We start from the raw sequence: 20,104 nt of genomic DNA, 5'->3' as shown, positions 1-20,104 counted from the left end.
GCACCCACCGCGAGACAGCCGACGACATCGCTCGCGCCGACGGCACGCGCGGGACCGTGCGGGCCGGCGGGCACGGCGGCGCCCGCCGCCGCGATCGCGACGTGGCGCGGCTGGGCCGGGACCCCAGTCGTGATCCGCTCGAGGTCCTCGGCCGAGGGCAGTGCCCCACCCGGGGGCACCGGCAGCGGGGTGATCCCGCCCGCCGTCACGAGGCCGATCTCGTAGAGCGCGGCATCGCGGTGCCCGCGGGAGACGTTGCGCCGCAGGGTGTCGAGAAGGGTGTCGAGGATCGAGGTGCGCATGAGCGGCGCCTCGTCCTGCAGCGGGTTGGCCAGGCGCACCGTCGTGCGGCGCGCGTCGTCGGCCGGGTAGCCGAGTGCGTCGAAGCGCCCCTCGGACGTGAAGGGGTAGGACAGCACCTCGACGAGCCCGGTCGCGGCGAGCGTGCGGGCGACCGTGCGGCGGTCCCGCTGCCCCTTGGTCAGACCACGTCCGGCGCTGGCCCGCGGCACGACCGACGGGATCTGGTCGTAGCCGCGCACCCGGGCGACCTCCTCGACGAGGTCGGGACCGTCGGCGAGGTCGGGGCGCCAGGTGGGCGGCGTGACGAGGAGGGACTCCCCTTCGTCCGCCACGGCGCAGCCGATCGCGGTGAGGGTCGCGACGACCTCCTCACGGGGGTAGTCGAGGCCGATGTAGCGGCTAGGCAGGGTCGGGTCGAAGGGGATGGCCGCCGGCGGTGCCGGAGTGCCCACGTCGGTCGCGGTGTCGTCGGCCGTGCCCCCACCGTGCTCGACGAGCAGGTCGACGGCGAGCTGCGCGGCCGCGGCCGTGACCGCGGGATCGACGCCCCGCTCGAAGCGCTTGGACGCCTCGGTCGTCAGGCGGTGACGTCGCGCCGAGCGCGCCACGCTCACGGCGTCGAAGTGCGCGGCCTCGACGAGGACGTCGGTCGTCGCGTCGTCGACCTCGCTCGAAGCGCCACCCATGACGCCCGCGATGGCCAGGGGCGTCGTGCCGCCGTCGGTGATGAGCAGGTCCTCGGGGACGAGCTCGCGCTCGACGTCGTCGAGGGTCGTGAGGCGCTCGCCGGCACGGGCGCGCCGCACCTCGATGGCCCCGTCGAGCTTGGCGAGGTCGTAGGCGTGCAGCGGCTGGCCGAGCAGCATCATCACGTAGTTGGTGACGTCGACGGCGAGCGAGATCGGCCGCATGCCGACCTCGGTGAGCCGGCGGCGCATCCACTCTGGCGACTCGGCGGTCGCGTCGATGCCGCGCACGACCCGGCGACGAAGCGGTCGCAGCCGGGCACACCGTCGACCGGCGCGTCGTCGACGAGGCGCACCTCGTGCCCGGGGCCGGTCGCGGTCGCGACGGTCAGGTCCGCCGGGTCGACGAAGGGGGTGCCCTCCGACAGGGCGTACTCGCGGGCGATGCCGCGCATGGAGAAGCAGTAGCCGCGGTCCGGGGTGACGTTGACCTCGACCGTCTCGGCGTCGAGGCCGAGCACGGGGATGAGGTCTCGCCGGGCGCGAGGGCACCGACGACGTCGGCCGGCAGCTGCTCGGTGAGCACGATGATGCCGTCGTGGTCCTCGCCGAGGCCCAGCTCCATCGCGGAGCAGATCATGCCGGCGCTCACGTGGCCGTAGGTCTTGCGCGCCGAGATCTCGAAGTTCCCCGGCAGCACGCCGCCGGGCAGGATCACCGCGACGAGGTCGCCCACGTCGAAGTTGTGCGCACCGCACACGATGCCCTGCGGCTCGCCGGTGCCGTTGGCAGCACCCACGTCGACCTGGCACCAGTTGATCGTCTTGCCGTTCTTCTGCTCCTCGGGGGTGCGCTCGAGCACCTTGCCGACGACGAGGGGGCCGGTCACCTCGCCACCGAGGATGTCCTCCTCCTCGAGGCCGACGCGCACGAGCGTGGCGGCGACGTCCGCCCCCTTCGCCCCCGGCTCGACCTCGGTCAGCTCACGCAGCCACTCGATCGGGGCCCGCATCAGATCTCCATCCCGAACGCCGCCGAGAAGCGGACGTCTCCCTCGATGATGTCGCGCATGTCGGCGACGCCGTGGCGCAGCATGAGCGAGCGCTCGATGCCCAGGCCGAAGGCGAAGCCGGTGTACTCGTCGGGGTCGATCCCGGCGGCCGCGAGCACGCGACGGTTGACCATGCCGGAGCCACCGAGCTCGATCCAGCCGGTGCCGCCGCACGTGCGGCAGGCCGAGTCCTCGCCGCGGCAGACCCAGCAGCGGCAGTCGATCTCGGCACTCGGCTCGGTGAAGGGGAAGTAGTTCGGACGCAGCCGCGTGACGACGCCCTCGCCGAAGAGACCCTGGACGAAGGCGTCGAGCGCCCCGCGCAGGTGCGCCATGGTGATGCCCTTGTCGACGACCAGACCCTCGAACTGGTGGAAGACCGGCGTGTGCGTCGCGTCGAGGTCGTCGGTGCGGAAGACCTTGCCCGGGCAGAGCACGTAAATCGGCGGCTCGCGGTCGAGCATGGTGCGAATCTGCACCGGCGAGGTGTGCGTGCGCAGCACGACGCCGGCGTCGGCCGGCTCGACGAAGAAGGTGTCCTGCTCACCGCGGGCCGGGTGGTCCGGACCGATGTTGAGCGCGTCGAAGGTCAGCCACTCGGACTCGATCTCGGGACCCTCGGCGATCTCCCAGCCCATGCCGACGAAGATGTCCTCGACGCGCTCGGTGACCAGGCTGATCGGGTGCCGGGCGCCGAGCCGCTGGTACGGGCTCGGCACCGTGAGGTCGAGGGTCTCCTCGACGAGGATCCGCTCGTCGCGCTCGGCCTCGAGCTCGGCCTGGCGGGCGGCGAAGGCCTGCCCCACTCGGCCACGGGCCTGGCCGACGCGCTTGCCGGCCTCGGCCTTGGCGCTCGGCGGCAGCGCACCGATCTCGCGGTTGGCGAGGGCGAGCGGCTCTTGTCGCCCTGGTGCGCCCCGCGGATCCGCTTGAGCTCGTCGAGGGTCGTGGCGCCCGCCGCGGCGTCGAGCGCGGCCTGGACGGCCTCGTCGATCACCTGCGGGTCGAGCGCGGCGACCTCGACCGGGTCGTAGTTGGTGTTGGGTCCTGACACGAGGCCCGAGTCTACGGGCCCGGCTCAGTCCAGATCGTGCACGGTCAGGTACTCCCGGGGCTCGAGCCGCCCGAGCAGCAGGTTCATCACCGGCCGGGGTCCGCGGCGGTGCTGCCGGTAGGGTCCGGCGGCCGACTCGTAGAGCTGGAGCAGGCGCCCGTCGACGATGACCGAGCCCTCCGCCATGGGAGGCAGCAGCCAGTCGCGACCCGTCGCGGGGGTCCACCCACCGTCCCGGGCCAGGTCGGCGGCGTCGACCCGCGTGAGCACCGACGGCGCGGTGCGCCCCCAGCTGCGGGAGAACCACACCGCCCGGTCGTCGTCGAAGGCCAGGCCCTGGGTGCGCGGCGGCACGACGAGCTCCTCCCCCGTCGGCTCCGGCCGGCCGTCGGCCGTGATCCGGTAGCGGTGCGCCCGGCCGGGTCCGTCGACGACGAAGAGGGCGACCCCACAGCCCGCCGTCGTGGGCGGTGACCGTCGAGCTCGCCCGCACGCGCACCGTGGCGACGGGCTCGCTCAGTCCCCCGCGCAGGCACTCGGTCTCGTGCACCTGCAGCCGTCCGGCACCGCTGACATAGGTCCACCGGTCGAGGACCGCGACCCCGCCGTAGTGGTCGAGGCCGGTCAGGCCCACCCTGGCGGTCACCTCGCCCTCCGCGTCGGCGATGACGAGCAGCCCACGGCGGGAGTCGCGCACGTCGTAGAAGGTGTAGACGAGCTCGTCCCGCTCCGGGTCGTGACCCAGCCCCTGCGGCACCTCGGCCCCACCCGGGACGAAGGGGATGACCGGTCCGTCCTCGAGGTCAGCCCGCGACACACCCCTCGTGCGCCAGCGGCTCCACGGGCGTCGGCCGCGCCACCGCTGCACGGTCTGCCAGATCCTCATGCCCGGCACCCTACGGCGGTGCCGGGGACCCCTTCGTCCCCGCCGGCGGCACCGTCCTTTTCTTGACTCATTCAAGTTCTGGTGGGACTCTGGTGGCGATGAGCACGATGATCGACACGACGCCGCGGCGGACCTGCTGCGGGAGCACTCGCTGCGCGTCACGGCCCCCCGGGTGGCCGTGCTGCGCGAGCTCTCGGCGCACCCGCACGCCGATGTCGACACGATCACCCGCGCCACCCGCGAACGCCTGGGCTCGGTGAGCACCCAGGCCGTCTACGACATCCTCGGGGCGCTCGCCGCCCAGGGCATGGTGCGCAAGTTCGAGCCGCGGCCACCCCGCCCGCTACGAGCTCGAGCTCGGCGACAACCACCACCACCTCGTCTGCCGCACCTGCGGCACGATGCTCGACGTCGAGTGCGCACCGGGCGCCGCCCCCTGCCTCGACGCGGCCGACGACCACGGCTTCGCCATCGACGAGGCCGAGGTCATCTACTGGGGCACCTGCCCCGCCTGCGCGGAGGCCGCGACCCACTGACCAGCACTGCACCCCACCCCGAAGAGAAAGAGGAGCAGCAGATGTCATCCACCCCCGAGACCCCGGCCCCGCGCTCGGACGCGCGCGGCACCCTCGACACGTCCGGCCCGTCGACTCAGGTCAACGGCGCCCCGACCGTCAGCGACCGCAACAGCCTCTCCGTCGGCAGCAACGGCCCCCTGCTGCTCCACGACACGCACCTCGTGGACACGCTCGCCCACTTCAACCGGGAGAACATCCCCGAGCGCAAGCCGCACGCCAAGGGCTCCGGTGCCTTCGGCCACTTCGAGACGACCGCCGACGTGTCGCAGTACACCAAGGCCGCGGTCTTCCAGCAGGGCACGACCACCCGGATGCTCGCTCGCTTCTCCACCGTCGCCGGCGAGCTCGGTTCCCCCGACACCTGGCGTGACGTGCGCGGCTTCGCGCTGCGCTTCTACACGAGCGAGGGCAACTTCGACCTCGTCGGCAACAACACCCCGATCTTCTTCCTGCGCGACCCGCTGAAGTTCCCCCACTTCATCCGCAGCCAGAAGCGCCTGCCCGACTCGGGCCTGCGCGACAACACGATGCAGTGGGACTTCTGGACCAACAACCCGGAGTCGGCCCACCAGGTCACCTACCTCATGGGTGACCGCGGCCTGCCCCGCTCGTGGCGCCACATGAACGGCTACGGCAGCCACACCTACATGTGGGTCAACGCCTCCGGCGAGAAGTTCTGGGTCAAGTACCACTTCCACACCCAGCAGGGCGTCGAGGGCCTGACCAACGACGCGGCGGGACGTCTCGCCGGCGAGGACGCGGAGTTCCACCGTCGCGACCTCTTCGACGCCATCGCCCGCGGCGACCACCCGCAGTGGAAGCTGTCGGTCCAGGTCATGCCCTACGAGGACGCCAAGACCTACCGCTTCAACCCCTTCGACCTGACGAAGACCTGGTCGCACGAGGACTACCCGCTCATCGAGGTCGGCACGATGACCCTCGACGAGAACCCGGTCAACTTCTTCGCGCAGATCGACCAGGCCGCCTTCGCCCCGAGCAACACGGTGCCGGGGATCGGCTTCTCGCCCGACAAGATGCTGCTCGGCCGGGTCTTCGCCTACGCCGACGCCCACCGCGCCCGGATCGGCCCGAACTTCCACCAGCTGCCGGTCAACCGCCCGGCCGTGGCCCGGGAGAACCACTTCACCTTCGACGGGCCGATGCGCTACGAGCACTCCGGTGACGCCCCCGTCTACCAGCCCAACAGCTTCGGCCGGCCGCACGCCGACGAGCAGGGCCCGGTCGACGACGGGTGGGAGGCCGACGGCGAGATCGTCCGCTCCGCCTACGAGCTGCACGCCGAGGACGACGACTTCGGCCAGGCGGGCACGCTCGTGCGCGAGGTCTTCGACGACGCGCAGCGCGACCGTCTCGTCGACACCGTCGTCGGCGCCCTCTCCGGTGTCGTCGAGCCGGTGCTCTCGCAGGCCCTGCAGTACTGGAGCAACATCGACGGCGACGTCGGCTCCCGCATCGCCGAGGGGGTCAAGGCCGCCGCGGAGTCGCCGACGGACCCGGGCGAGATCCTGCGCGGGCAGGAGACCAACGCTCGCTCCGGAGCCAACGCCTGACCGCATCGGCACGACGAAGGGCGCCGCTCCCCTCACGGGGGGCGGCGCCCTTCGTCATGTCGTCGGCTGCCGGAGCCGGACCGTCTGCCGGGTCAGGCGCGCTGCTGACGGGCCGAGGCGTAGAGGCAGATCGTCGTCGCCATCGCGAGGTTGAGCGACTCGGCGTGACCGTGGATCGGGACCCGGACGACCTCGTCGCACGCAGCGAGGGTGGCCTCCTCGAGACCCCAGGCCTCGTTGCCCATGACCCACACGTGCGGACCGGTGAGGTCGGCGTCCTCGGTCGTCGACTCCCCTGCGCCGTCGGCGGCCAGCCGCCGCACCCCGGCCGTGCCGAGCGCCGTCAGCGTCTCGGGGATCGACAGCCCGGTGACGACCGGCAGGTGGAAGAGCGAGCCGGCGGTCGAGCGCACGACCTTGGGCGAGGTGACGTCGACCGAGGCGTCGCTGACGAGTACCGCGTCGGCACCGGCCGCGTCCGCACCCCTGATGACCGTGCCGAGGTTGCCGGGGTCACGCACGTGGGTGAGCAGGACGAGCAGCCGCGGGTCGGCGGCGAGGACGCCGGGCAGGTCGCTCGGCGCCCACTCGACGACGGCGGCCGTGCCCTGCGGGGTGTCGGCATCGCACATCGCGGCGAGGACCTCGTCGGTCACCTCGTGGACGAAGACGCCCGCCTCACGGGCCGGCTCGACGAACTCGGCGTAGCGCTGCTCCGCCTCGGCGGTCACGTAGAGGTCGACGATCCGCTCGGGTGCGAAGCGCACCGCCTCGCGCACCCCCTGCGGCCCCTCGACGAGGACCCGGCCGGTGCGCCGACGCGCAGAACGCCGGGAGAGCCCACGCACCGACCGCACCCGCTCCGAGGAGGGATTGGTCAGCGCAGGGCGCTCCCGGCGTCCGGTGTGGTCGCTCAGGCCTCGACCTTGGCGTCGGTGGTCGCCGGCACGTTGGCCTTGGCGACCTCGACGAGCGCGGCGAAGGCGGCCTCGTCGTTGACGGCGAGCTCGGCGAGCATGCGACGGTCGACCTCGATCTCCGCGGCGCGCAGGCCCTGGATGAAGCGGTTGTACGTCATGCCGTTGGCGCGGGCGCCGGCGTTGATGCGCTGGATCCACAGGCGACGGAAGTCGCCCTTCTTGGCGCGACGGTCACGGTAGCTGTAGACCGCGCTGTGGGTGACCTGCTCCTTGGCCTTGCGGTAGAGGCGGGACCGCTGGCCCCGGTAGCCGCTGGCGCGCTCGAGGACGACCCGGCGCTTCTTGTGGGCGTTGACCGCCCGCTTCACGCGTGCCACGTGATGACTCCTTCAGTGTGTGGGGACAAGAGGCTCAGGTCAGCGACCGAGCAGCTTCTTGATCTTCTTCTCGTCGGCCTTGGAGACCAGGACGTCGTTCGCGAGACGACGCGCGTGCTGCGGGGTCTTCTCGTGGAACTTGTGGACGTGGTTGGCGCGCTCGCGCATGATCTTGCCCGAGCCGGTGACCCGGAAGCGCTTCTTCGCACCGGAGTGCGTCTTGTTCTTCGGCATGTCGCCGATCTCCTTCTCGTTGCTGTGCTGGTCTGGGGCCGGCTCAGGACTCGGCCGGGGCCTCGGTGGCCTCGACCTCGGGGGTCTCGACCGCCTCGGCCGGGGCAGCGGCCGAAGCCGCCTTCTGCTCGTCCTTCTTGCGTCGCGCCTCGGCGCGGGCCTCGGACTTCTTCCTCGTCGGTGCGAGCACCATGACCATGTTGCGGCCGTCCTGCTTGGGGGCCGACTCGACGGTGCCGAGCTCCACGACGTCCTCCGCGAGACGCTGCAGCAGTCGGAAGCCCAGCTCGGGGCGGGACTGCTCGCGACCACGGAACATGATCGTCACCTTGACCTTGTCGCCGGCGCCGAGGAAGCGCTCGACGTGGCCCTTCTTGGTGCCGTAGTCGTGGCTGTCGATCTTCGGTCGGAGCTTGATCTCCTTGATGACCGTGTTGACCTGGTTCTTGCGCGCTTCGCGCGCCTTCATGGCGGCTTCGTACTTGTACTTGCCGAAGTCCATGAGCTTGGCCACCGGGGGCTTGGCCATCGGAGCGACCTCGACGAGGTCGAGGTCCGCCTCTGCGGCGAGGCGAAGGGCGTCCTCCACGCGGACGATGCCGACCTGCTCCCCGTTGGGGCCGACCAACCGCACCTCCGGGACGCGGATACGGTCATTGATGCGAGGCTCGCTGATGTGCTTCTCCTTGGCTCGGTGTAAGACTCCTTGGCCACCGACGAAGAAAGGCTCCTCGCCGATCGCGAGGAGCCTCACCAGAGCACGACATCGGATGCGCCCGGACGAAGGGGGTGACGGTGCACCTCCAGCGGTCGGGAACCGCGTCGAGACCTGTGACCCGGCAACCTGGCGGTCCTGACGAACCTGTGGTCGACGCGGGTGGAAGCGGGGCTCCTCTTGCGTCACCGTCACGGGGACGATGACCGGTCGACGACCACGGTACCAGCGCACCCCCGCCGGGCCGAAATCGACCCCACGGCATGTCGCGGCCCGCGCCGCCGAGCTGGGCGACGGTGCCCGCGGGTCAGACGACGGTGAAGGAGAGCCCGTCGACCCGGGCCCGCAGCTCGCCGTCGGTCGCGAGGGCCTCGGCGATCGCGGTGACCAGGGCGCGCACGCCCTCCTCGTCGAGCCCCGGCACGAGGGTCAGCCGCACCTGGAGCACGCCCTGCCCGTCGGGCACGCCGGCCGCGAGGTCGTGGTCGGTCACCTCGTCGTGACGGGCGACGACCCGGGCGACGGAGTCGGCGACGAAGGGGTCCTCGTGCGCCGGCAGCCAGGCCCGCTGCTGGGCCAGCGCCCACACCATCGAGGCGCGCACCTCGAAGGCGTGCTCGCTCGCGCAGTCGAGCACCATGAGGTCGGCCTGCTCCCCCACCGCGGCCTGGGCGGCGCGGGCCGCCTCGACCGGCACCGGTCGGGCGGAGGTGTCGAAGGCCGTCATGTCGGCGATGGACGAGAAGACCGGCAGCGCCGTCCGCCCGTCGGGGTGCTCGAGCAGGACGACGGCCATGTCGGCCTCCTTGTCGGAGACGACGCCGTGCTCGCCCTCGGCCGTGTCGGTGGCGACCGCCTTGACCGGCACGAAGAGCCGGGCCGCCGCGAGGTGCTCGACCACCTCTGCCTCGCCGGCGGAGGTCAGTGCCCGCCGCAGCGCCGGGTCCGCCTCGCCGGTGTCACCCCGCGAAGCCCCCGGTCGGCAGCTCGCGTCCCTGCCACGGCACCCCGGCGGAGTCCGATCCGCCCGGCAGGCTCTCCGGCCCCGCGCCGGTCACGGTCGACCTGCCGCGTCGAGCGCGTCGCTCAGGGTCACCGTGCCCTTGTAGAGCGCCGAGCCGATGATCGCGCCCTCGACGCCGGCGGGCACGAGCCCACGCAGCGCGACGACGTCATCCCGCGTGGTCACGCCACCGCTGGCGACGACGGCCGCGTCGGTCGCGGCGCAGACGTCCTGGAGCAGCTGGAGGTTGGGTCCGGCGAGCATGCCGTCCTTGGCGACGTCGGTGACGACGTAGCGCGCGCACCCCTCGGAATCGAGGCGGGCCAGCGTCTCCCACAGGTCGCCGCCCTCCTGGGTCCACCCGCGGGCGCGAGGTGGTGCCCCGCACGTCGAGACCGACGGCGATCCGGTCGCCGTGCTCGGCGATGGCCCGCGCGGTCCACTCGGGGTTCTCCAGCGCGGCGGTGCCGAGGTTGACCCGGGCGCAGCCGGAGTCGAGCGCCGCGCGCAGCGACTCCTCGTCACGGATACCACCGCTCAGCTCGACCTTGATGTCGAGCCCGCCGACGATGCCGGCGAGCAGGTCGCGGTTGTTGCCCGTGCCGAAGGCCGCGTCGAGGTCGACGAGGTGGATCCACTCGGCGCCCTGCTCCTGCCAGGCCCGGGCGGCCTCGAGCGGGTCGCCGAAATCCCATCCGGACCCGGCGACCCCCTGCTGCAGCTGGACGGCCCGCCCTTCGCGCACGTCGACGGCGGGCAGGAGCTCCAGGCGGGGGCTCTCGGTCGTGGTCACAGTGACATCACCCAGTTCTTCAGGAGGTGCAGCCCGGCGTCCCCGGATTTTTCGGGGTGGAACTGCGTGGCGGACAGGGGGCCGTTCTCGACGGCCGCGACGAAGGGGGACCCGTGCTCGCTCCACGTGACGAGCGGGGTGGAGCGGGCCATCGCCCCGTCGGCGACGGGCAGGTCCCAGGACCGGACGCCGTAGGAGTGCACGAAGTAGAAGCGCTCGTCCTCGACCCCGTCGAAGAGGCGGGTGCCCGCAGGCGCCTCGACCGTCGACCACCCCATGTGCGGCACGACGGGCGCCTCGAGCCGGGCGACGGTGCCGGGCCACTGCTGCAGCCCCTGCTCCGTGGGCTGCGAGCCGCTGGGCTCGTCGGAGCCGTCGAAAAGCACCTGCATGCCGACGCACACGCCGAGGACCGGACGGCCGCCGCTCAGCCGCAGGTCGACGAGCGTGGGCGCACCCACGGCTCGCAGGCCGGCCATGCACGCGTGGAAATTGCCGACACCCGGGACGACGAGGCCGTCCGCGGCGAGGACGGCGTCACGGTCAGCGGTCAGCTCCACCCGGGCCCCGACGTGGGACAGGGCCCGCACCGCGGAGTGGACGTTGCCGGAGCCGTGGTCGAGGACGACGACGTGGGGACTGGTCATTGGTGCACATCCTTGACGACGGACTCGAAGGCGCGCACGGCGCTCTCGTCGGGCGAGATGACCGGGCCGAGTGAGTCGTCGGCACCGTCGAGGACGCGGCTCCCGGGCAGACCGAGGACCGTGGCGACCTCGACGAGCCACTCGACGTGGGTCAGGTCGGTGCGCCCCCAGAGGGCGCGCACCTCACGAATCGGCACCTCGCGGACTGCAGGGTTGCCCGCGAGCGTCCGGTGCAGGTCCTCGGGCGCGAGCGGAGGCAGGCGCGGGCCGCGGACGATCTCGCGGTCGGCCGAGCGCAGCGCCCAGCGCACCGGGCTGCGGCCGGACCGAGCGGTGAGCACCGCGGTGTCGTCGATGACGAAGAGCCCGATCGCCGGGGTGAGCCGTGGCCCGGCGTGCCGGGACGCGAGCACGGTGAGCGCGTCGTCGTAGGGGGCTGCCGTGACGCTGGTCGTCGCAGCGGGCACGATGATCGACCACGCGGCGTGCTCGAGGACGTGGCAGGGCACGACGCCGCCACGCACCCACTCGACCGCCCGCGCCGCGGGGGCGGCGAGCAGCACCACTCCACTGCCCTGCTGGGTCATCGCATCCTCTACAGAGCGCCCTTGGCGCTGGGGATGCCGACGACGCGCGGGTCGGGCTCGACGGCCGCGCGCAGGGCCCGGGCCAGCGCCTTGAACTGCGCCTCGACGACGTGGTGCGGGTCGCGCCCGGCGAGGACGCGCACGTGCAGCGCGATGCCGGCGTTGTAGGCGAAGGACTCGAGGACGTGCCGGGTCAGCGACCCCACGAAGTTGCCGCCGATGATGACGTACTCCTGACCGGCCGGTTCGCCGGAGTGCACGACGTAGGGGCGCCCGGCGACGTCGACGACCGCGTGGACGAGAGCCTCGTCGAGCGGCACCGTCGCGTCGCCGAAGCGGCTGATGCCCGACTTGTCGCCGAGTGCCTCGCGCACCGCCTGACCCAGGACGATCGCGACGTCCTCGACGGTGTGGTGGGCGTCGACGTCGACGTCGCCGTCGGCCCGGACCGTGAGGTCGATGAGGCTGTGCTTGGCGAGCGAGAGGAGCATGTGGTCGTAGAAGCGCACGCCCGTGGAGACGTCACCCCTGCCGGTGCCGTCGAGGTCGACGCTCACCTCGACGCGGCTCTCCGACGTGCCCCGGGTGACGGTGGCGGTGCGGGACGGTGTGCTCACGAGGTCTCCTCGGTCAGTGCGTGGGTGGGGACGAGCTCGGTCATCGCCGTGAGGAAGCGCCCCGTCTCCTCGGGGGTGCCGGCGGTGACCCGCAGGTGGTGCGGGATGCCGACGTCACGGACGAGGACCCCCCGGTCGAGCAGAGCCTGCCATGTCGCCGCCGCGTCGGCGAGCCCGCCGAAGAGCACGAAGTTGGCATCGCTCGGCACGGGCCGCAGGCCCATGGCGGTGAGCTCGGCGACGAGCCGGTCGCGCTGCTCCTTGATGGCGTCGACGGTCTCGAGGAGCCGGTCGGCGTGCTCGAGGGAGACCCGGGCGATCGTCTGCGTGGGCGCCGACAGGTGGTAGGGCAGGCGGACCAGGCGCAGTGCGTCGACGACCTGCGGGTCGGCGGCGAGGTAGCCCAGGCGGCCGCCCGCCAGCGCGAAGGCCTTGCTCATCGTGCGCGTGACCACGAGCCGCGGGTGGGCGGCGAGCAGCGACAGGGCGCTCGGCGTGCCCGGCCGGCGAACTCCGCGTAGGCCTCGTCGACGACGACGATCGCCCGCGGTGCGGCCTCGAGCATCGCCTCGATGACGTCGAAGGGCAGTGCGGTGCCGGTGGGGTTGTTGGGCGAGCAGAGGAAGACGAGGTGCGGGTCGACGCGGCGGGCCTGCTCGACGGCCGACTCGACGGTCAGGTCGAAGGACTCCCGGTCACGCTGGCCGTCGACCCAGGTCGTGCCGAGGGTCTCGCTGATGATCGGGTGCATCGAGTAGGCGGGGGTGAAGCCCAAGGCGATGCGGTCCGGTCCGCCGAAGGCCTGGACGAGGTGGGAGAGCACCTCGTTGCTGCCGTTGCCGGCCCACACCTGCTCGGGACGAAGGGAGACCGCGCTGCGGTCCTCGAGGTAGGAGACGAGCGCCTTGCGCAGGTCGGTGAACTCACGGTCGGGATAGCGGTTGAGCCCTCCGAGCTGCTCCTCCAGCTCGGCGACGATGGCCGAGACGACCTCGGGCGGCACCGGGTAGGAGGACTCGTTGGTGTTGAGCTGCACGTCGACGTCGAGCTGCGGCGCGCCGTAAGGAGTGCGACCGCGCAGCGCGGGACGCAGCAGCTGCTCGATCTCGCTCATCGCAGGACCTCCCCGGTGCGCGCGGTGACGGCCTCGCCGTGGGCCGGCAGGTCCTCGGCCTCGGAGAGCGCGAGGACGTGCGGGGCGACCTCGGCGAGGGCCTGCTCGGAGTACTCGACGACGTGGATGCCGCGGAGGAAGGACTGGACGGACAGGCCGCTGCTGTGGGCGGCGCTGCCACCGGTGGGCAGCACGTGGTTGGACCCGGCGACGTAGTCGCCGAGGCTCACCGGGGAGTGCGGCCCGACGAAGATCGCGCCGGCATTGCGGACCCGGGCCGCGACCTCGGGAGCGTCTGCGGTGATGACCTCGAGGTGCTCGGCGGCATAGGCGTCGACGACCCGCAGGCCGGCGTCGAGGTCGTCGACGAGCACGATCGCCGACTGCCGGCCGGAGAGGGCCTCGCCGACACGCTCGCTGTGCTTCGTCGCGGCGGCTCGTCGCTCGACCGCACCGGCGACGGCGTCGGCGAGCTCGGTGGAGTCGGTGACGAGGACCGACCCGGCCATCGGGTCGTGCTCGGCCTGGCTGATGAGGTCGGCGGCGACGTGCTCGGGGTCGGCCGTGGCGTCGGCGAGGACGGCGATCTCGGTGGGGCCGGCCTCGGCGTCGATGCCGACGATCCCCTTGAGCAGGCGCTTGGCGGCGGCGACGTAGATGTTGCCCGGGCCGGTCACGAGGCTCACCGGGAGGCACTCGCCGCGCTCCCCCGCGGCCTCGTCCTCGAAGCCGTGGGCGAAGCCCGCCACGGCCTGGGCGCCGCCCATGGCCCACACCTCGTCGACGCCGAGCAGGGCGCAGGCGGCGAGGATCGTCGGGTGGGGGTAGCCGGCGAAGACGCCGACATTTTCCTTCTGCGGGGGGCTGGCGACGGCGAGCGAGCCGACCCCGGCGATCTGCGCGGGCACGACGTTCATCACGACGGAGGACGGGTAGACCGCCCGGCCGCCGGGGACGTAGAGGCCGACGCGCTCGACGGGGACCCAGCGCTCGGTGACGGTGCCGCCACCACCGAGGTCGGTCGTGGTGTCGGTGCGGCGCTGGTCGGCGTGGACGGCCCGGGTGCGCTCGATGGCGACCTCGGAGGCGTGCGCACGGCCGGGTCGAGGGTGTCGACGGCGGCCTCGAGGACCTCCTGCGGGACGCGAAGGGAGGACGGCCGCACCCCGTCGAAGCGCTCGGCGAGGTCGTAGAGGGCTGCGGCCCCACGGTCATGGACGTCGTCGCTGATCGGCCGGACCGCGTCCAGGGCGGCCTCGACGTCGTACTCGGCCCGCGGTAGGACGGCACGCAGCTGCCGGGCGCCGAGGGGCTGTGAGCGCAGGTCGATCGTCGCGAGCATGCCCCAAGTCTAGGTATGTCAGCGCCGGCTCCTGACCGGCGTCTCATGCGTCGGGGTCATACCTCGCCGTAGAAGATCCGGTCGACCACCTGGCGCGCGTGGCGGGCGGTGCGGCGGTAGGACTCGGCCAGGGCCAGCCCCGACTGCGGTGCCATGCCGACGATGCGGCCGACGCCGTCGGCCTCGCGCAGGTTGGACGGCACCGAGTCGACCGCCCGACCGCGGAAGAGCATGCCGGCATTGCGCAGCAGCGAGGCCATCGACCAGGCCTCGCGCAGGACCACGGCGTCCTCGCCCCCGACGAGCCCGGCCTCGACCGCCGCCCCGAGCGCCGGCAGGGTCCGGGTCGTGCGCAGCTCCTCGTGGTCGTGCGCGTGCTCCAGCTGGAGCAGCTGGACGGTCCACTCGACGTCGGAGAGACCGCCCATGCCGAGCTTGAAGTGCGCCTTGCGGTCCGCGCCGCGCGGCAACCGCTCGGCCTCCATGCGCGCCTTGAGGCGCCGCACCTCACGCACCTGGGTCGCGTCGAGCCCCTCGGCGGGCCAGCGGATGGGGTCGATGAGGGCGGTGAAGCGCTCCCCCAGCCCGGGGTCGCCCGCCACCGGACGAGCGCGCAGCAGAGCCTGGGCCTCCCACGTCTCGGACCAGCGCTCGTAGTAGGTCGCGTAGGACGCCAGCGAGCGCACCATCGGCCCGCTCTTGCCCTCGGGCCTCAGGTCGGCGTCGAGACCGAGCGGCGGGTCGGACCCCGGGGCGCCGAGCAGGCGTCGCAGCTCACCGACGACGGCGAGTGCGGCCTCCTGGGCGGCCTGGTCGTCCGTGCCCTCGTGGGGCTCGTGCACGTAGAGGACGTCGGCATCGGAGGAGTAGCCCATCTCGCTGCCGCCGAGTCGGCCCATGCCGACGATGAGCAGGTCGGTGCCGACCGGCGCCCCTCGATCGGCCTCGACGGCGCGCACGACGACCTCGAGGGAGGCCTGGATGACCGCCTCGCTGATGTCGGTGAGCGCGTGACCCACCTGCTCGAGGTTGATCCGCCCCTGCAGGTCGGCGACCGCGACGCGGAAGATCTCGGCTCGCCGGATGGCGCGGATGGACGCGACGGCCGCATCGGCCTCGTCCCGACGACTCGCGGCAGCCCGCATCCGCTTGAGGATCTCGTCCCGCTCGCGCGGGCGCAGTCCGTCGGCGTCGCCGAGCATCTGCACCGCCTCGGGGCTGGCCAGCAGCAGGTCCCCGGCAAACCGACTCGCCCCCAGCGTGTGGGCGAGGATCTGCGCGGCCTCGCCCTCGTCACGCAGCAGCCGCAGGTACCAGTGCGTCGTGCCGAGCTCCTCGCTCACCTTGCGGAAGGCGAGCAGACCGGCGTCGGGGTCGGCCATCTCGGCGAACCACTCGAGCATGACGGGCAGCAGCTGCCGCTGGATGGCCGCCGTGCGGTTGACCCCGTCGGTGAGGACCTCGAGGTGGCGCAGGGCACCGGCCGGGTCGCGGTAGCCGAGCGCGCTCAGCCGCTCACGGGCGGCATCGGGCGTCAGGCGGGCCTCGTCGGGGCTGAGCTTGGCCACCGCCGACAGCAGCGGACGGTAGAAGAGACGCTGGTGCAGGCGCCGCACCTCGCGCGAGTGCTCCGTGCGCAGCCGCACGACCTGCTTGTCCGGCTGGTCCCACAGGTGGACGGACCGGCCCAGACGGCGCAGGTCCGCCTCGGCGGTCGGCATCAGGTGGGTCCGGCGCAGCCGGTGCAGCTGGATCCGGTGCTCGAGCGTGCGCAGCACCTTGTAGGCCTCGGTGAGGACCGCCGTGTCGGCACGACCGACGTAGCCGCCCGCCGAGAGGGCCGCGAGGGCATCGAGAGTCGTGCCGGAGCGCAGGCTCTCGTCGGTGCGGCCGTGGACGAGCTGGAGCAGCTGGACGGAGAACTCGACGTCGCGCAGACCGCCCGGCCCGAGCTTGAGCTGGCGCGCGGCCTCCGCGGACGGGATGTGCTCCTCCACGCGCCGGCGCATGGCCTGCACGTCGTCGACGAAGTCCTCCCGCGAGGCGGCCTCCCAGACCATGGGCTGGACCGCCGCGAGGTACTCGGCGCCCAGGCTCGCGTCGCCGGCCAGGTGACGGGCCTTGAGCAGGGCCTGGAACTCCCACGTCTTGGCCCAGCGCTCGTAGTAGGTGCGGTGGCTGGCCACCGTGCGCACGAGCGGGCCCTGCTTGCCCTCGGGGCGCAGCGCCGGGTCGACCGGCCACAGGGTCCCCGTGCGCCGTGGCGTCGGAGCAGGCGTGCATCATCCGCGTCAGACCTTCGTCGCGACCTCGAGCGCGGCGGCCTCGTCGGCACCCTCGACGGGCTCGGCGACGAAGATGACGTCGACGTCGGAGACGTAGTTGAGCTCGCGGCCACCCGCCTTGCCCATGCCGATGACGGCGAAGCGGCAGGTCTGCCCCTCCTCCCCCAGCTCGTCGATCGCGATGCGCACCGCCCCCTCGAGGGCGGATCCGGCGAGGTCGGCCAGGGCGCGGGCGACCTCGGGGAGGAACTCGACCGGGTCGTCGGCCGTCGTGTCTCGGGCCGCGATGCCGAGCAGCTGGCGGCGGTAACCCACTCGCAGCGCGTCCTGCGGCTCGAGGTCACCGGGCTCGGCGATCTCGGCGAGGAGCGCCTCGGTGCGCTCCTCGGGCGTCATCTCCCGGGCGTCGACGGCGTCGCGCCACTGCTCCGGGTGGGCGACGAGGTGGTCGACGAGCGCCGTCGAGACGCCCATGGCCCCGATGATCCTGGCCCGCGCCGCCGGGTCGTCCCGCAGCGCAGCGAGCAGCGCCTCGACCTCGTCGCCGGCTGCCTCGACGACCCGGACGAGCCCGAGCAGCGCGCTGTCGGGGTCTGCGGCTCGCGTCAGGGCCGCGACGAGGTCGTCACGGACCTCGGCGAGCGGCGCGAGTGCGGGGTCGGCCAGCAGCGACTCGGCCCGACGGGTGTCGTCGAAGCCTCGCCGGGAGATGCTGGGGCCGGGTCGGGCGGGTGGTGTCACGCGGTCCTCACAGTCGCGGCAGCAGATGTTCCAGCTCGAAGGGGGTGACCTGGTTGCGGTAGTCGGCCCACTCCTGGCGCTTGTTGCGCAGGAAGAAGTCGAAGACGTGCTCGCCCAGGGTCTCGGCGACGAGCTCGCTCTCCTCCATCGCCTCGATGGCCTCGGCGAGGCTCGACGGCAGCGGCTTGATGCCCATCGCCTTGCGCTCGCGGTCGGTGAGGCTCCACACGTCGTCCTCGGTCTCCGCCGGCAGCTCGTAGCCCTCCTCGATGCCCTTGAGCCCTGCGGCGAGGGTGACGGCGAAGGCGAGGTAGGGGTTGCACGCCGCGTCGAGACTGCGCAGCTCGACCCGGCTGGAGTTGCTCTTGTTGGGCTTGTACATCGGCACCCGGACCATCGCCGAGCGGTTGTTGTGGCCCCATGTCAGGTGCGCCGGCGCCTCGCCGCCGCCCCACAGGCGCTTGTAGCTGTTGACCCACTGGTTGGTCACGGCCGTGAACTCGCGACCGTGGTGGAGCAGGCCGGCGATGAACTGACGGCCGACCTTGCTCAGCCGGTAGGGGGCACCGGCCTCGTAGAAGGCATTGGTGTCGCCCTCGAAGAGCGAGAGGTGGGTGTGCATCCCGCTGCCGGGGTGCTCGGCGAAGACCTTGGGCATGAAGGTCGCGTAGACCCCCTGCTCGAGGGCCACCTCCTTGACCACGGTGCGGAAGGTCATGATGTTGTCCGCCATCGACAGCGCGTCGGCGTAGCGCAGGTCGATCTCGTTCTGCCCCGGGGCCCCTCGTGGTGGCTGAACTCCACGGAGATGCCCACCGACTCGAGCATGGTGATGGCGGCACGACGGAAGTCGTGGGCCTCCCCCTTCGGCACGTGGTCGAAGTAGCCACCCTCGTCGACCGGCTCCGGCCGCTCCCCGCGGGGCGTGCCCTGCTTGAGCAGGAAGAACTCGATCTCGGGGTGGGTGTAGAAGCTGAAGCCCATGTCGGCGGCCTTGCCGAGGGTGCGGCGCAGCACGTAGCGCGCGTCGGCGAGGGCCGGGCTGCCGTCGGGCAGCTGGATGTCGCAGAACATCCGGGCGGTGCCGGGGTGCTCACCGCGCCACGGCAGCACCTGGAAGGTCGAGGGGTCGGGGCGGGCGAGCATGTCCGCCTCGTAGACGCGGGTGAAGCCCTCGATGGCCGACCCGTCGAAGCCGATCCCCTCGCCGAAGGCGCCCTCGAGCTCCGCGGGGGCGATGGCGACCGACTTGAGCGTGCCGAGGACATCGGTGAACCACAACCGGACGAACCGGATGTCCCGCTCCTCGATGGTGCGGAGGACGAACTCCTGCTGACGATCCATGCGGCCCATCCTGCCCCACGCGAGGCGCTCAGCTCACCCAGGCCCACCGCCGGACGGCGAAGTCAATCGGCGCGTCCTCGTGCGCCCGCACGACGACCTCGACCTCGTCGGCCCCCACGACCCGGGAGCCGGGCGTGCGACGCAGGATGGCGCCCTGCCGGTCGGGGGCGATGAGGAAGGTCGGGTAGCCGGTTGCGGGCCGGTCCTCGCGGGGCTTCCACACCCACAGCCCGCAGCGCTCGCCATCGCGGCGCCACTCGACCCGCACCTCGTCGGCGGCGTCGAGGTCGGGCACATCGAGCTGGAGCCGCGCCCCCTGCACACCGCTGGGCACGGCGAAGGCGAGCCCGGCGTACGAGGACCACCCGCGACCGGGCCCCTTGAAGACGTAGCCCGAGCGCCCGGTGACGCGCAGCCCGTCGACCGGCCCCTCGGGGCGGTGCGCCTCCCGCAGGCAGGGCTCGACGGCCAGGTCCTCGACCCGCTTGACCCAGTGCGGCTCGCGCCGCTCCAGCTCGGTCACCGGCACGTTGTCCATGGCCGTGAAGGACGGCTCGAGGAAGCGCTGCGGGTCCGGACCGCTCTCGGCCTCGAGGATGCGCGCCGCCCGCGGCGAGGGATCGGTGCTCGTCGAGGCGAGGACGAAGGCCCAGGTGTCGTGGAGGACCTCGACGTGGTGGGCGACCAGGCCCGCCTGACCGAGCAGCCGGTGCAGCCGTGCGGCGCCGAAGGCCTGGGTGTGCCCCCACACGCCCTCGAGACGGCCGACGAGCGGCACGGAGAAGAGCAGGTCCGTGCCCTCGGGCAGGGCACGGGCGAGCGTGCGCACGGCCTCGTCGGGGTCGGGCACGTGCTCGACGACCTCGCAGCACACGACGAGGCTCGCCCCGCTCGCCTCGACGTCGGCCCGGGTGAGGTCGTAGAGGTTGCCGAGGTCGACCGAGCTGCGGTCGGCGAGCCCGTTGGTCGCGAGCATGGCGCGGGTGGCGTCCACCCATCGCTGCTCGAGCTCGATGCCGCGGTAGCTCGCGGCCTCGCCGTCACGCAGCATGAGGGTCGCGAGGACGCCCTGCCCGACACCCACCTCGAAGATCCGCTCCCCCGGCGAGATGAAGCCGACGACGCGCCGGAAGCGCACGACATTGGACTCGGACGCCGGCGGGACCTCCCCTTCGGCCGAGTGCTCGCGCTGTGGGGGCCGGTACCAGGCCCGGGCGCGGTCGCGGTCGGCGACCATGACCGCCTCGCGGACCCGG

The 20,104-nt window shown here is 72.7% G+C and carries 11 protein-coding genes and 8 pseudogenes; 2 read left to right on the top strand and 17 right to left on the bottom strand.

The window, feature by feature from the left end; genetic code table 11:
• The 3 genes and pseudogenes from pheT to AC2W7J_RS05220 all read right to left on the bottom strand — a co-directional run.
• A pseudogene (gene pheT, locus AC2W7J_RS05230) lies at positions 1 to 2,001 on the bottom strand (phenylalanine--tRNA ligase subunit beta); the annotation flags it as partial.
• Positions 2,001 to 3,094, bottom strand: a pseudogene (gene pheS, locus AC2W7J_RS05225) (phenylalanine--tRNA ligase subunit alpha). The pseudogenes pheS and pheT, both read right to left, overlap by 1 nt.
• Positions 3,095 to 3,118: 24 nt before the next feature.
• The gene (locus tag AC2W7J_RS05220) at positions 3,119 to 3,448 is read right to left on the bottom strand and encodes a hypothetical protein (protein WP_485981672.1); all 330 of its coding nucleotides are present in this window, start codon (positions 3,446 to 3,448) and stop codon (positions 3,119 to 3,121) included.
• Between the two features lie 921 nt (positions 3,449 to 4,369).
• Here AC2W7J_RS05220 and AC2W7J_RS05215 point away from each other — a divergent pair.
• Together AC2W7J_RS05215 and AC2W7J_RS05210 are read left to right on the top strand one after the other, a co-directional pair.
• Positions 4,370 to 4,516 (top strand): annotated as a pseudogene (locus AC2W7J_RS05215) (transcriptional repressor); the annotation flags it as partial.
• A gap of 41 nt (positions 4,517 to 4,557) precedes the next feature.
• Positions 4,558 to 6,129: a catalase gene (locus tag AC2W7J_RS05210; protein WP_421009056.1), complete on the top strand. Its 1,572-nt coding sequence runs from the start codon at positions 4,558 to 4,560 to the stop codon at positions 6,127 to 6,129.
• A gap of 92 nt (positions 6,130 to 6,221) precedes the next feature.
• On the opposite strand, the gene AC2W7J_RS05205 is transcribed toward AC2W7J_RS05210, so the two are convergent.
• From AC2W7J_RS05205 to AC2W7J_RS05140, 14 genes and pseudogenes are all read right to left on the bottom strand, one after another.
• On the bottom strand, positions 6,222 to 6,986 hold the full coding sequence (locus tag AC2W7J_RS05205; RefSeq protein ID WP_485981671.1) for a TrmH family RNA methyltransferase: 765 nt from the start codon (positions 6,984 to 6,986) through the stop codon (positions 6,222 to 6,224).
• A 56-nt stretch (positions 6,987 to 7,042) separates the two neighbouring features.
• The gene (rplT, locus tag AC2W7J_RS05200; protein ID WP_485981670.1) at positions 7,043 to 7,426 is read right to left on the bottom strand and encodes a 50S ribosomal protein L20; all 384 of its coding nucleotides are present in this window, start codon (positions 7,424 to 7,426) and stop codon (positions 7,043 to 7,045) included.
• Between the two features lie 39 nt (positions 7,427 to 7,465).
• On the bottom strand, positions 7,466 to 7,660 hold the full coding sequence (gene rpmI / locus AC2W7J_RS05195) for a 50S ribosomal protein L35 (protein WP_007925928.1): 195 nt from the start codon (positions 7,658 to 7,660) through the stop codon (positions 7,466 to 7,468).
• Positions 7,661 to 7,703: 43 nt separating this feature from the next.
• Positions 7,704 to 8,294: a translation initiation factor IF-3 gene (infC, locus tag AC2W7J_RS05190; protein ID WP_485981669.1), complete on the bottom strand. Its 591-nt coding sequence runs from the start codon at positions 8,292 to 8,294 to the stop codon at positions 7,704 to 7,706.
• A gap of 388 nt (positions 8,295 to 8,682) precedes the next feature.
• On the bottom strand, positions 8,683 to 9,276 hold the full coding sequence (locus AC2W7J_RS05185) for an SseB family protein (protein ID WP_485981668.1): 594 nt from the start codon (positions 9,274 to 9,276) through the stop codon (positions 8,683 to 8,685).
• A gap of 153 nt (positions 9,277 to 9,429) precedes the next feature.
• A pseudogene (gene priA, locus AC2W7J_RS05180) lies at positions 9,430 to 10,171 on the bottom strand (bifunctional 1-(5-phosphoribosyl)-5-((5-phosphoribosylamino)methylideneamino)imidazole-4-carboxamide isomerase/phosphoribosylanthranilate isomerase PriA).
• The gene (gene hisH / locus AC2W7J_RS05175; protein WP_485981667.1) at positions 10,168 to 10,818 is read right to left on the bottom strand and encodes an imidazole glycerol phosphate synthase subunit HisH; all 651 of its coding nucleotides are present in this window, start codon (positions 10,816 to 10,818) and stop codon (positions 10,168 to 10,170) included. Before hisH ends, priA begins: the two are co-directional and overlap by 4 nt.
• Positions 10,815 to 11,405: a hypothetical protein gene (locus AC2W7J_RS05170; protein WP_485981666.1), complete on the bottom strand. Its 591-nt coding sequence runs from the start codon at positions 11,403 to 11,405 to the stop codon at positions 10,815 to 10,817. Before AC2W7J_RS05170 ends, hisH begins: the two co-directional genes overlap by 4 nt.
• An 8-nt stretch (positions 11,406 to 11,413) precedes the next feature.
• Entirely contained in the window at positions 11,414 to 12,022 is a 609-nt protein-coding gene (gene hisB, locus AC2W7J_RS05165) for an imidazoleglycerol-phosphate dehydratase HisB (RefSeq protein WP_485981665.1), read from the bottom strand.
• Positions 12,019 to 13,136 (bottom strand): annotated as a pseudogene (locus tag AC2W7J_RS05160) (histidinol-phosphate transaminase). Before AC2W7J_RS05160 ends, hisB begins: the two are co-directional and overlap by 4 nt.
• A pseudogene (hisD, locus tag AC2W7J_RS05155) lies at positions 13,133 to 14,478 on the bottom strand (histidinol dehydrogenase). The pseudogenes AC2W7J_RS05160 and hisD overlap by 4 nt, the downstream one beginning before the upstream one ends.
• A gap of 56 nt (positions 14,479 to 14,534) precedes the next feature.
• Positions 14,535 to 17,504 (bottom strand): annotated as a pseudogene (locus AC2W7J_RS05150) (bifunctional [glutamine synthetase] adenylyltransferase/[glutamine synthetase]-adenylyl-L-tyrosine phosphorylase).
• A 7-nt stretch (positions 17,505 to 17,511) separates the two neighbouring features.
• Positions 17,512 to 18,848 (bottom strand): annotated as a pseudogene (locus AC2W7J_RS05145) (glutamine synthetase family protein).
• A 28-nt stretch (positions 18,849 to 18,876) separates the two neighbouring features.
• The coding region (locus AC2W7J_RS05140) for a methyltransferase domain-containing protein (RefSeq protein ID WP_485981664.1) at positions 18,877 to 20,104 on the bottom strand (1,228 nt) is incomplete at its 5' end.

The organism is Janibacter sp. CFPM2_SD2, assembly GCF_057364645.1.
Note: the sequence above shows the minus strand (reverse complement) of the source record. Positions and strands in the feature narration are given on the sequence as shown.

Excerpts from the sequence above, each read along its gene's own strand:
- AC2W7J_RS05170 (WP_485981666.1), bottom strand. The coding sequence starts at position 11,405 with ATGACCCAGCAGGGCAGTGGAGTGGTGCTGCTCGCCGCCCCCGCGGCG.
- AC2W7J_RS05210 (WP_421009056.1), top strand. The coding sequence starts at position 4,558 with ATGTCATCCACCCCCGAGACCCCGGCCCCGCGCTCGGACGCGCGCGGC.
- hisH (WP_485981667.1), bottom strand. The coding sequence starts at position 10,818 with ATGACCAGTCCCCACGTCGTCGTCCTCGACCACGGCTCCGGCAACGTC.
- rpmI (WP_007925928.1), bottom strand. The coding sequence starts at position 7,660 with ATGCCGAAGAACAAGACGCACTCCGGTGCGAAGAAGCGCTTCCGGGTC.